This is a genomic window from uncultured Cyclobacterium sp. (genome assembly GCF_963977555.1).
Classification (GTDB): domain Bacteria; phylum Bacteroidota; class Bacteroidia; order Cytophagales; family Cyclobacteriaceae; genus Cyclobacterium.
In genome coordinates, this window is record NZ_CAXBPD010000018.1 from 92,820 (window position 1) to 105,396 (window position 12,577).

Annotated in this window: 9 protein-coding genes; 7 read left to right on the forward strand and 2 right to left on the reverse strand. The window is 39.9% G+C overall.

The genetic code is table 11. The annotated features are described in order from the left end of the window. Nucleotides 1–108: 108 nt before the first annotated feature. From AAC073_RS19635 to AAC073_RS19665, 7 genes are all read left to right on the forward strand, one after another. Nucleotides 109–1,095 (forward strand): FecR family protein, encoded by a 987-nt coding sequence (locus tag AAC073_RS19635; RefSeq protein WP_339925510.1) that lies wholly within the window; start codon nt 109–111, stop codon nt 1,093–1,095. Between the two features lie 101 nt (nt 1,096–1,196). Then, a complete protein-coding gene (locus AAC073_RS19640) occupies nt 1,197–4,715 on the forward strand; it encodes a TonB-dependent receptor (RefSeq protein ID WP_339925511.1) in 3,519 nt (1,172 codons plus the stop codon). A gap of 19 nt (nt 4,716–4,734) precedes the next feature. Next, nucleotides 4,735–6,489 (forward strand): RagB/SusD family nutrient uptake outer membrane protein, encoded by a 1,755-nt coding sequence (locus AAC073_RS19645; RefSeq protein ID WP_339925512.1) that lies wholly within the window; start codon nt 4,735–4,737, stop codon nt 6,487–6,489. A gap of 13 nt (nt 6,490–6,502) precedes the next feature. Then, a complete protein-coding gene (locus AAC073_RS19650) occupies nt 6,503–7,669 on the forward strand; it encodes an Sb-PDE family phosphodiesterase (RefSeq protein ID WP_339925513.1) in 1,167 nt (388 codons plus the stop codon). 13 nt (nt 7,670–7,682) lie between these two features. Continuing rightward, nucleotides 7,683–8,453, forward strand: a complete 771-nt coding sequence (locus tag AAC073_RS19655; RefSeq protein WP_339925514.1) for an endonuclease/exonuclease/phosphatase family protein — start codon at nt 7,683–7,685, stop codon at nt 8,451–8,453. A gap of 224 nt (nt 8,454–8,677) precedes the next feature. Then, nucleotides 8,678–9,514 carry an endonuclease/exonuclease/phosphatase family protein gene (locus AAC073_RS19660; protein WP_339925515.1) on the forward strand — a complete coding sequence of 279 codons (837 nt, stop codon included), beginning with the start codon at nt 8,678–8,680 and terminating at the stop codon, nt 9,512–9,514. A 188-nt stretch (nt 9,515–9,702) separates the two neighbouring features. Beyond that, entirely contained in the window at nt 9,703–10,491 is a 789-nt protein-coding gene (locus AAC073_RS19665; RefSeq protein WP_339925516.1) for an NIPSNAP family protein, read from the forward strand. On the opposite strand, the gene AAC073_RS19670 is transcribed toward AAC073_RS19665, so the two are convergent. Together AAC073_RS19670 and AAC073_RS19675 are read right to left on the reverse strand one after the other, a co-directional pair. Continuing rightward, entirely contained in the window at nt 10,476–11,156 is a 681-nt protein-coding gene (locus AAC073_RS19670; protein ID WP_339925517.1) for a DUF1593 domain-containing protein, read from the reverse strand. The genes AAC073_RS19665 and AAC073_RS19670 overlap by 16 nt on opposite strands. Before the next feature lie 403 nt (nt 11,157–11,559). Then, nucleotides 11,560–12,477, reverse strand: a complete 918-nt coding sequence (locus AAC073_RS19675; RefSeq protein WP_339925518.1) for a DUF302 domain-containing protein — start codon at nt 12,475–12,477, stop codon at nt 11,560–11,562. Between the last annotated feature and the right edge of the window lie 100 nt (nt 12,478–12,577).

The following is a 12,577-nucleotide window of genomic DNA, read 5'->3' on the forward strand; positions in this document are numbered from 1 at the left end:
TCTATTACCAATTTGTTACCAAGTTCATTTTTTTATTCATCATTCATTAATGGGTTTTGACTAGATAGAAAAAGTGATTTCAAGCTCTTATATACAGAGAGCACCTTTATGAATTCACAAAAAATAATAAAACAAATACGGAAGCTTTTCAATAGGGAAGTAGAGAACAAAACAGCCGTTGATGAATTAAATCTTTGGTACCAGTCTCTTAATGAGCAGACGGTTATTCCTGAAAATCTTTATGAAATTAAATCCGATTCATGGGTTACTATCCTTGAAAAAACACATCCTGTAGAAAGGCGCCTAGAGAACAAAAAGTTTCCATTTTTGAAGAATTGGTTATGGAAGGCCGCAATTTTCCTTGGGATATGTTTTACTTCTTACGGATTGTTAAGGAGCCTTTCAGTAGAGGAAACGCCAGTCAAATTAGCAGCTGGGATATATACCAATGACATAGGAAAAGTCTCCACTTTTTTTCTACCTGACGGCAGCGAAGTTCTGATGAGTACAGGATCTGAATTGGAGTATGCGGAAGATTTTTCCCACAACCGCAAAGTTAAACTCAGTGGAGAAGCCTTCTTTAAGGTAAATCGCAATCCAGAATTCCCCTTTCAAATTACTACTGGAGCATTTTCCACTGTAGTTCTAGGCACTTCTTTTAACCTTAAATCTTATGAACAGAATGAAATAGAACTTTCTGTTTATTCTGGAAAGGTGATGTTTTATGACCAACAATCCCATGAAAATTCAGCCATACTGGTAAAGGGAGAAAGAATCAGTTGGACGGAAGAGAAGGGAATTAGTGACATCCATTCATTTGATGTTAGCAAACTTCCTGATTGGCATCAGGGCTTGATTACTTTCGAAAATGCTGGACTAGAGGAGATTCAAAGCACCTTAAAAAAATGGTATAAAATACCCATTGAAATAATGGGGAGTAAAAAAAACTGCCATTACAGTGGTCAATTTAAACAAGCAAGCCTCGAGCAAATTTTGGAAACACTCAGCTATGCACTAAACATAACATATAAACTAGATGACACTCATGTAACTATTTATGCTTCCCCATGCAAAATAAAATCCGGTGGTAAATGATACCACCGGAAAATAGATCGAATGATTTAACTGGCGGGTTGGTGTACAAATTTGACGATAGGACACCTACCAGTCTCAACCTTTTATTATTTATCAAAATTATGAAAAAAAAACTACTACAAAGCATTTGGGATACCTCCAAGTTCTTGATGCTTGTGTTTATGCTGAACAATTGCCTAACTGGAATGGCGAGTGCCAACAAAATTCAGGGGCAGCATTTAAACGAAACACAAATTTCCATTGAGTCTAGAAAGACTTCTGTACTTGCTTTTTTTCACGTAGTTGAAAAACAAACTACGTTTAGGTTTCACTTTAACCCTGAGGCGGTTGAAAACAAAGCAATTGCTCTTTCTGGTAATTCAGACCTTGAAACATTACTTTATGAGGTAGCAGCTCAGGCAAAGCTAGGTTTTAAACAAGTGAATGAATCCATAGCCGTAAAACCTACCTTAAAGAAATCCCAGAAAATGGTTGAAGTGAAGATCAATGTCTCTGGTAGGGTTTTGGATGCTGAGACGCAGGAGCCCATTACAGGTGCGAGTGTATACCTATCAGAAACCAGCCAAGGGGCAATGGCGGATCTTGATGGAAATTGGTCTATGGAGATTGATGAATCATTGTTAGGCAAAGAAATCAAGGCATCGGCATTGGGCTATGATTCTAAGGTGCTACCAATTGTTAGAGAAAAGATTGTTTTCACCCTAAATCCTCAGGAGCTGGAAGAGGTAGTAATAGTAGGATATGGCACCCAGAAAAAAATAAACCTGACAGGGGCTGTATCTCAAATAGGCTCAGAAGCCATTGAAAACAGGCCCTCTCCCAATTTGACAAGGATGCTTCAGGGAGCTTTGCCCAACCTGAACATCAAGATGGTTGATGGTAGCCCAACACGATCCGCCTCTTTCAATATTCGTGGAGCGACATCCATAGGAGCAGGTGGTGATGCCTTGGTTTTGATAGATGGAGTAGAAGGAGATCCAAATTTGGTTAATCCCAATGATGTAGAAAGTGTGACTGTTTTGAAGGATGCTTCCTCTGCCGCTGTGTATGGCTCTAGAGCAGCTTTTGGGGTGGTTTTGATTACCACCAAAAATCCAGTTAAAGGACATTCAGGAGTAGATGTTAAAATCAGTCATTCTGTAAACCAAAGAACAGTTGTTCCTAACCTGGTGACCAATGGTTATGAATGGGCAAAAAGCTTTGATGAGGCATTTACTGGCTGGTACGATTACAAAACCCACCCCATCTCTGTAAACAGTATTTTTCCTTTTTCACTCGAATACCTGGAAGAGCTGAAAAATCACAACGAGAACCCAAATTTGCCAGAAACGGTTTTTAATGAGGAGTTGAATCGTTATGAGTATTTTGGTAGTACCGATTGGTTCGATTACCTGCATAAAGACAAAATGCCTGCCACAGAAGCTTCTATAAGTGCATCGGGGGCAACTGACAAAGCCAGTTATTATATTTCAGGCCTCTACTATCACCAGGATGGAATTTTCAGGTACTCCTCAGACAGGTTTGACAAGTACAACCTAAGGGCAAAAGGAGAAGTAAAGCTTACGGATTGGTTGACCATTCAAAATAACTTTGACCTCAGTACTTACAAATATGAATATCCCCTATTGGCCAATGGTGATGCGGGGATTTGGAGGTATTTAGCAGTCCAGGGCTTTCCAATGGCGGTAATGCAAAACCCTGACGGTACATTTACGCAGTCCGGATCTTATATTGGCGCATCCTATGTAGATGGTAGCAGTAGATCGGATCAGAGCAAATTTTTTGTTAGGAATACCCCTACGCTTACCGCCACCCCTTTTGGTGACTTATTGACTTTTAAAGCCAATTTCACTTTTTCCAAGACCTTTAATAAAGACTCTCGGTTCAATAATTTTGTGAACTACAGCTCGGCACCTGATCAGAGCGCAAGATTTGGTCAAAGTTTACTACGGGAGCTTACAGATGAAAACACCTATTGGGGCTCAAATATTACTACTGAGTTAAAAAAGAGTTTTAACGAAGTGCATGACTTCAGCTTGTTACTGGGCTATAACGTGGAAAGCAATCGTGCGGCAAACTTAAACGCACAGCGAGATGGCTTATTAGTTGAGACCAAGCCAGATTTTAACTTAATGGATGGCCTTAATTATACCATAAGTGGTGGAGGCAGTGAATGGAAATATATGGGAGCTTTTTACCGACTCAATTACCGCTTTAATGAGAAATACCTGTTGGAATTCAATGGTCGGTATGATGGTTCTTCCAAATTCCCTAGTGATCAACGATTTGGTTTTTTCCCCTCTGTTTCTGCAGGTTGGAATCTTTCTGAAGAAAGTTTTATGAGTACTACTAAAAGTTGGTTGGATAACCTTAAAATCCGCTCTTCCTATGGCACACTAGGCAATGGGAATGTGGCGCCTTACAGGTACATGGAAACCATGACTGTTGCCAAAACAAGTGTGATTTTGGATGGCATTCAAAAGGGGTATACTTATTTACCTGGAGCGATTCCTTCTGGGCTTACCTGGGAAAAGGCCACCACCTTAGATATTGGATTGGACGCTTCTATGTACAGTGGAAAATTCACCTTAAGTTTTGATTGGTACAATCGATTGACTACCGATATGTTCACCTATGGTGAGCCCTTGCCAAATGTGTTTGGGGCAACAGTTCCATATGGGAATTTTGCGGACTTGTCTACCAAAGGTTGGGAATACACCATGGCTTGGAGAGATGAATTTTCCTTGGCCTCCAAACCTTTCAGTTATAGTGTTTCTGGTTCAGTATGGGACAGTAAAGCAAAAATCACAAAGTTTAATAATCCCAATAAACTTATCTCAAGCACCTATTATGAGGGTTCCAGTATTGGCGAAATCTGGGGATATGAAACCATGGGATTGTTCACCTCAGCAGAAGATGTTGCCAGCCATGCTGATCAGAGTTACATCATTAACTCTAATAACAGGCAATGGCTTCCAGGGGATTTAAAGTTTGCTGACCTGAACAATGATGGAGTTATAAACCGAGGTACTAACTCAGTAGATGATCCGGGAGACCGAAGAATTATTGGAAACAATGCGCCAAGATACCAATTTGGTTTCACGCTTTCTGGCGATTGGAATGGGTTTGGTCTTTCCGCATTCTTCCAGGGTATAGGCAAGCGGGATTGGTATTTTGCTCCTGAGGCGGATCTTTTCTATGGCCCTTATAACCGTCCTTATGGTTTCCAGCCTGAAATCATGATGAATGACATCTGGTCTGAAGAAAACCCTGAAGCTTATTTCCCAAGATTCAGAGGCTATACCGCATTGAGTACTACCAGGTCACTTGGTGCACCTCAAACAAGGTTTTTACAAGATGCGAGTTATTTAAGATTGAAAAACGTGACCCTCGATTATACTATTCCAGCACAGCTTATTAGTAAGGTGGGGCTGAAAAAAGCGATGGTCTACGTAAGTGGCCAGAATATTCTGACATTTTCAGGACTCTACAAACATACGGACAATTTTGATCCGGAAATTATCGAATCTCCAACTGGAGGCATGACCAATAGCCATGGACAGGGAGATGCCTATCCTATGCTAAAAACCTATACCCTCGGTTTGAACCTTTCATTTTAATTATTGACGCTATTTGATTATGAAAAAATCATTGCTATTACTATCAATGGCCATCTTTTCCATCTTGTCTCTCAGTTCCTGTGAAGACTTTTTGGAAACCGAGCCAGTGGATAAATTGGTGCCGAATACCTTTTTCCAATCCGAAAAAGACCTGGAGTTATATATCACTTCCTTCTATCAACGGATGCTTCCAAGTGGGTTGGCAGTAGTTCAAAGTGACGAAATGGGTGATTTTACTTCTAAAAATCAATCTCCTACTTTCATTTCAGGAACGTATTCTTCCGTAGATGAAGGTTCATGGAACTGGACAAATTTAAGAAATATCAACTATTTTCTTGAAAACTTTGACAATGAAGTCATTCCGCAGGAAGCCAGAGACCATTACGAAGGCATTGCAAGATTCTTTCGAGCCTGGTTCTATTTTGAAAAAGTGAAACAGTATGGAGATGTGCCTTGGTATACCAAAACGCTTGATACTTCTGATCAGGAAGAACTCTACAAACCCAGAGATTCTCGTGAATTGGTGATGAACAATGTATTGGAAGATTTAAATTTTGCAGTAGAGCATATTAGGGACACCAAGGACAATACCTCCTCAATGGTTACCCGACAAGTTGCTTTGGCTTTCAAATCAAGGGTCACTCTTTTTGAAGGAACGTTCAGAAAATACCATTCTGAAGCTGGACTAGCTGCTACCGCAAATGTATTTTTGACGGAAGCTGCAGATGCAGCAAAAAAAGTAATGGATGCCGGCATGTATTCGCTGTATAATAATGGAACTCCTGCTACAGATTATAGGGTGCTTTTTACCAGCGAAAATCCAGTCAACACAGAAACAATGTTTGCTGTGGTTTACAACAATGCCTTGCGAAGGTGGCACAATATCACATGGAAGTTTAATAGCGCTACCTATGGCGCACGCTGGGGCTTGAACAAGCAATTTGTCAATACCTACCTGATGACTGATGGAAGTCGCTTTACAGACAAGCAAGGGTATGATGAATTCTTATTTGTTGAGGAAATGAAAGATAGAGATGCCCGACTTGGACAAACTGTCCGTTCCCTTGGCTATACCAGAAGTGATGGGAGTGCAGCCCCACCAAATTTCGGTTATACTTTCACTGGTTATCATATATTGAAACATAGTCTTGACGACAAAAGACTAGACGGAATTTCAGAAGCCTACAATTCTATTCCGCTGATCCGATACGCAGAAGTTCTCTTGAATTATGCAGAGTCAAAAGCCGAACTAGGAGAATTTGATGAAAACATTTGGTATCAAACCGTTGGTACGCTTCGGGAAAGAGCTGGCGTTAATCCAGTGGTACCGGCTACTGCAGATAGTTATCTCCAAAACACCTACTTCCCTAATATTTCAGACAAGTTTTTACTTGAAATTAGAAGGGAAAGGGGCATAGAGCTTTGTTACGAAGGGTTTAGGTATGATGATCTTCTTCGTTGGAAAAAAGGTGAATTAATGGAAATGCAATGGAAAGGAATCTACGTTCCCGGATTAGATATGCCAATGGATTTGGATGGCAATGGAACACCTGATGTTTCTTTCGTGCAGACGGTTCCTGAGACAAAAGTCCCTGGCGTGATCTATTATATTATTGATGGAACTGCTTCTCAACTTTCTGAAGGTACTAAAGGTCACCTGATCTGGAGAGATGATGAAGAAAGAGAATTTTCTGAAAAGAAATACCTTCATCCCATTTCCAATTCAGACATTCTGTTGAATCCAAACCTTGAACAAAACCCAGGCTGGGATTGATTTATTGCTAATTATGCAACAGAAATTTAAAATTTTACTGCTGGTGGCCATGGTCATCAGCAGTATTTCTTTCGCTCAAAACAGTAAAATAACTGTTCCTGATATTCCTGGGTTTTATACGCTCAAAGGTGATTTCCATATGCATACCGTTTTTTCTGATGGACATGTATGGCCTACCTTTCGGGTCAAAGAGGCACTAAGGGATGACCTGGATGTGATTTCGCTTATCGAGCACATAGATTACGAAGGCTTTCCCGATCTAATTGATAAAGATTACAATCAATCCTATGAAATTGCATCAAAAGCGGCAGCCAATAAGGGATTGATCATCATCAGAGGGGTAGAAATTTCCCCACGGGTAGCCCCCTACCATCATAATGCATTATTTCTGGAGGATGCCAATATTTTACCCACCGCTTATATGAAAAGTGGAAAAGCTGAATTTGTGATGAAGGACAGCATTACGCATGATCAGTTGATGGGGCCATTTCTTGCTGCCAAAAAACAGAATGCCTTTGTGGTATATAATCACCCAAGCTGGAGCTGGTGGGACAAGAAGGACACCGTATTGTTTACTGCTTTTCATCAGGAATTATTGGACAGAGATATTTTGGCCGGTGTGGAAGTGGTCAATTCCGGAAATTACAATGTGATAGCCCATAAGATGGCCATGGAACATGATTTGGCCATGCTTTGTAATACGGATGAGCATTATGACAATCACCCGAGGTACAAAGATTCTCACCGACCCATGACCTTGGTTTTTGCAAAAGAAAAATCAGGAGCAGGGGTCGAAGAAGCATTGTTTGCGAAGCGAACAGCTTTGTATTTTGGTGACTATGTTGTCGCAAGAAAATCCGAAGCCGAAGCTTTATTCAAGGCTTCCTTAGAGGTATATGTAGAGCGAAAATTACGGAAAGCAGAACCACTGATGGTTGTTAACTTCGTTAATAATAGTGATATTCCTTTTCAGACTACAATTACAGCTGAATACGATATAGAAGGGTATCCTTTAGGACAAGTAAAAATTAGCCCCCATGATACCACAAAAGTAATCTTGAAAGCGGTATGGAAATATCCTGAGGAAACACGCATTAAGGCAACTGTTGAAAACGTACTGGTTTCACCTGATGCAGGTCTAACTACTGAATTTATACTTTCTACCGAAGGGAAAAAGTAAATTATTTAGCCCCATGAATTATAAAATTTTATTATTCGCCTTTTGCTTGCTCCTGGTAAAGGAGCAAGCTTTGCATGCACAATCTCTCAAAGTAATTTCCTATAATATTCACCATGGGGCAGACAAAAAGGAAGTCAATACGCTTGAGGAAATGGGGGCATACATCAAGCGCAGCCGGGCAGATTTGGTCGGTTTACAGGAAGTGGACAGTATGTGCAACCGTTCAGGCAATGTAGATCAAATGAAAGTTTTGGCCGAGATTACGGGTATGTATTATGTTTTCCTAAGACATTTTGCCTATGACGGTGGTGCTTATGGCCTGGGAATCCTGTCCAAATATCCCATAGACAGCCAACAAAATGGAAAGATCACTTCCATGAAAAATGGTGAAAAAAAGTCTTTAGGGTTGTTGGGTGCAAGAATCTCCTTACCAAATGGACAGCAGCTTGATTTTGCTACGGTTCATTACGCCTTGGACCAAGCTACAAGAATGATTCAGGCTGCTGAGGCTTTGGAGTTTTTTAAGAAAGATGTGCCTGCGATCCTTACTGGAGATTTCAATGCCTTACCAGGCACGGACGAAATGAACTTGCTTTCTCAACAGTTTAAAATGGCAGATGAAAATCTGATAAATACTTTCCCCACCATACATCCGGTCAAAAAAATTGATTTTATCTGGACGAGTAAGGAAAACCTGAAAAAGGTAAAAAAGGTCCATATTCCTAGCATCCATTGGTCAGATCATCTGCCCCTTGAAGCCCATTTGGTACTGAATTTTAACTGATCATTAATTATAAACCTGAACTTGATTTTAAATCGAATTAAAACCGACCAAATAGTCACTTCGACCTCTTAGGAGAAGTTGAGTCAAGAAAGGTTTCGGCAGTACCTCTTCGCAGGGAAAATTCCCTTGGTTTTCTCTTCTCAATGTCCTTCCTAAACCTATGGTTGACAATTAAATATGAAATTTGATCGAACTCAACTTATAAACTTTCTACCACCAATTTTATGAATAAATCACCTTACCTTTTACTTTTAGTCTTCACCCTTCTTTTTACTTCTTGCACCAATGCCCAGGAGCCTTCCGACATTGGTGATTCCGAAGACCAACCTGAACAGGTTGATGGGCTTGAGCTAAAAGTACTCAGCTACAATGTTCATCATTGCAATCCTGCAAGTAAACCAGGTTTAATAGATGTGGATGGGATTGCCAAGGTAATAATTGATTCAAAGGCGGATATAGTGGGATTGCAGGAAATTGACGTTAACAATGAAAGATCTGGAAAACACCTGGATCAGGCTAAAGAGTTGGCAAGGCTCACGGGAATGGAATTTTACTTTTCCAAAGGTATCGACTATAAAGGGGGCGCTTTTGGAACGGCCATTTTATCGAAATATCCAATATCACAAATGGAAACCCTTTACCTTCCCGAGGAAACAGGTACAGAGAGACGGACACTTTCCATTGTTACAGTTGAACTCCCCGGAGGGGAAAAAATCAGGTTTGGCAATACGCATTTGGATTATACAAGTGACGCCAATGCACTGGCTCAGGCAAAGGCCATCACAAGTTACTTTCAAAATGAAGCGTTACCTGTAGTATTGGTGGGAGATTTTAATGTGGAGGCAAACAGCCAGACCATGGCTCATCTGGACAAAACCTATGAACGAACATGTGCCCAGGCTTGCCCAAATACCTTTCCTGTGATCAAGCCCAGTAAAGCCATTGATTTTATTTTGTTTTCCTCTGGTTTAGGAATCCAGACATTGTTTCATGAAGTGATTCAAGAACATTACGCATCTGATCACTTGCCGGTATTGGCAAAACTAAGGTTAAAGCAGTAAGCAATAATATTTACGGATCTTAATAATTGATCATTTTGGCTTTTTAAATTGTAGGTTTAGAAGTTTCAGGATATCTATTTTTTTAGATAACTTGAGAAAAATTTATCACGAAGGTTCAAATCATTGTGACTGTGACACATTTAAGTGGCATATTACTTACAAGCAATTTCATTTAATTCCAAAATATCATGAAAAACACCAATATGTTATTTTCAGCGCTAGCCATTATAATGCTGAATACTGGGTTTTCCTTTGCTGGAAAAGGAGACTTTTACCAGATAAAAATTTATCACTTCTCCTCAAGCGATCAGGAAAGTGTTATTGACGAATACCTTGAAAAAGCCTACCTTCCTGCCATGCATAGAGCAGGGATTGAGCATATTGGGGTATTCAAACCTGTTGCTTCAACTGAGGGAAATAAGCTCAGTGAAAAGTTAATTTATGTGCTGATACCCTTTAGTTCACAGAAGGAGTTTTCTAAAATAGATTCCAAGCTTGCCAAGGACCAACAATTTCAATCAGCAGGTGCCGAATATCTAAATGCACCCTATACCAATCCGCCATACGATAGAATCGAATCAATTTTATTGAATGCCTTCGAGAAAAATCCAAAATATGGTGTTCCTGATTTGAGTGGGCCAAATAAAGACAGGATTTATGAATTGCGTAGCTATGAAGGCCATACGGAGAAGATATCAGAAAACAAGATCAAGATGTTCAATGATGGTGACGAAGTAGGGCTTTTTAAAAGATTAGGGTTTAATGCTGTTTTCTATGGTGAGGTTATTTCGGGTCCAACAATGCCAAACCTGATGTACATGACGACTTTTGAAAATAAAGCCGACCGTGATGCCCATTGGGATAAATTTCGTTCAGATCCTTATTGGAAAGAGTTGTCTTCCCTTTCACAATACCAGAACAATGTCTCAAAAAATGTAACCACTTTCTTATACCCTACCGATTATTCGGACATTTGATAAAGTAGATTTATGACTGGAAAATTTATTTTCCAGTCATAAATTTTAACTAATTTTCCCCAGACGGGACGAATGTATTTTTGGTAGGTATCGTCTTGTTCCCAGATAAAATAGAATCGGATTTTTCTGGCTACTTTTTCCATCTTGTCTGCATGGTCTTCTTCAATTGTTTTCAATGCCCTTGCCATGGTATTGGTACCCCCCCAGGCCTGAATCCAAATTGGCCGATCATCTGATTCATCCAGCAGCACTTTAACGATGTGTTGAGATCCTGCTGTTATTTTATCCATTTCCCCTTCGGTTTCTACATTACCGAGAAAAGTGCGTTCTCTGAGGTAAGCTGCGGAGGGATACGCATTGTCGTGTTTGAGGAGGTTGGGTTGTACCTTTGCATAAGCTTCCAGGTAAGGAACCGCCCAGTCGTCTCCTGCCCATTTGTGTCCGTGCCAATGGTACTGAGAGCTTGAGGTAATGATGCCCTCAATGTCCCATTCATTGGCATAAAGCAGGAATCTAACCAGGGAGCATTCATCATCTATTTCTCCATCACTGGTGACGATGACCCTTGGCTTAAATGGTTTTTTCTGGGCATAAGTCGCCCCACAGAAGTAATTTATGAGGAGTAAGAATAATAATGGGAATGAAAAATGTTTGAATGGTTTCATAGGTTTAATGTTAAACCCGGATTATGTAATAGGATTTGTGATGAGTGTTGCAATCGCAAGAAAATGAGGCTGTTTGGAGATTTTAGCATAGCACCGCTATGGTGAAATTGAAAACAGCAACGAAGTGGCTGATTTTACAGCCATTTCCGCATGTAATAGAATGTCTATTGCATATTTCGGGTTAAATAGGTTAGGCAAATTTCGAGCTGTTTAAGCTATCAAAAAGTGTTGCCTAAAACAAGCACTTAAACCAAATAAATTATTTAAGAAAGCCTCTTCTATTAGAATGAGTAGGATTGGTCCAAAAGTAAAATCTTCCCCTGACCAAATGATCAAGTGAAGATTCTTATAAAATCATATTGAAGTTTTAGCCTAAAAGGAGCTAACAGAGCAAGAGGAAAAATTAATTGTTCCCAGCTGCGGCGTTTGTTATATTTTGAAGGGCATTGCTGATTTGACCGATTTCCGTATCACTTCCTGTTATCTGATGACGCATTTTTAAAAATTCAGGATCATTGTATGAAAGATGAACCTCTCCATTAGCGTCTTCCCACACAAGAATTTTTTGGGGTAAATCTAAACCTATTGTTTGAGATTCCTGCATTAATGGCGTACCTAAATTGGGATTGCCGAAAATTATGATTTTTGTAGGCCTTAATTCAAGTCCTTTGTTTTGGGCATTTGCCTGGTGGTCCAATTCCGCCAAAATGGAGAGGTTTTCGTTTTCCGAAACAATGGTTTTTAAACTTTGATAGGTTGTTTCAAAATCCTTCGAGCTCGTTACTGTTTCTATTCCCTCATTCGCTGTGACAGATTGAGAAACACTACTGCTTAGGTCATTTTGTATTGCTCCACCTACTAGGTTTTCCAGTGCGGCGGAAATTTGAGTGAGGCTCGCTTCTCCTCCTAAGGCATGACGCGATGCCAAATATTCTGTGCTATTGTAGAGGGCAAAAACGGAATCTTTCATTGTGTAAAAAAGCACTTTTTGAGGGAGGTCTAATCCCGCAAGCTGATTTTTCTGCATCAAAGGGGTGCCAAGATTAGGGTTTCCGAAAAAGATAATCTTGGTTGGCTCTAGCGCTTTACCCACAGATGTAGCGTTTTGTGCATGATCTACTTCTGCCACGATTCCGATTTGATCATTGTTATTCAGTGCCGTTTTCAATGCGGAGTAAGTCTCATCCATGGAGACTTTACTTATCCCATATTTTGTGCCGGTAACTTTAGGGTTAATGTCATTATCTGGCTCATTGTCGGAAGTAACATCACAGGCAGCCAATATGAGCACACAACTGAAAATGGAGATTAGTTTAAACATTTCAAATTTCTTTAAATAAATACTTAAGATTATATTTTTTGAGTTGCCAATTGTAGTTCAATAATTGTTCCAATATTTTATTTCACTTTTCTGATAAATT

Coding starts and splice junctions, on each gene's coding strand:
- AAC073_RS19635 (WP_339925510.1), top strand. CDS start 109: ATGAATTCACAAAAAATAATAAAACAAATACGGAAGCTTTTCAATAGG.
- AAC073_RS19640 (WP_339925511.1), top strand. CDS start 1,197: ATGAAAAAAAAACTACTACAAAGCATTTGGGATACCTCCAAGTTCTTG.
- AAC073_RS19645 (WP_339925512.1), top strand. CDS start 4,735: ATGAAAAAATCATTGCTATTACTATCAATGGCCATCTTTTCCATCTTG.
- AAC073_RS19650 (WP_339925513.1), top strand. CDS start 6,503: ATGCAACAGAAATTTAAAATTTTACTGCTGGTGGCCATGGTCATCAGC.
- AAC073_RS19655 (WP_339925514.1), top strand. CDS start 7,683: ATGAATTATAAAATTTTATTATTCGCCTTTTGCTTGCTCCTGGTAAAG.
- AAC073_RS19660 (WP_339925515.1), top strand. CDS start 8,678: ATGAATAAATCACCTTACCTTTTACTTTTAGTCTTCACCCTTCTTTTT.
- AAC073_RS19665 (WP_339925516.1), top strand. CDS start 9,703: ATGAAAAACACCAATATGTTATTTTCAGCGCTAGCCATTATAATGCTG.
- AAC073_RS19670 (WP_339925517.1), bottom strand. CDS start 11,156: ATGAAACCATTCAAACATTTTTCATTCCCATTATTATTCTTACTCCTC.
- AAC073_RS19675 (WP_339925518.1), bottom strand. CDS start 12,477: ATGTTTAAACTAATCTCCATTTTCAGTTGTGTGCTCATATTGGCTGCC.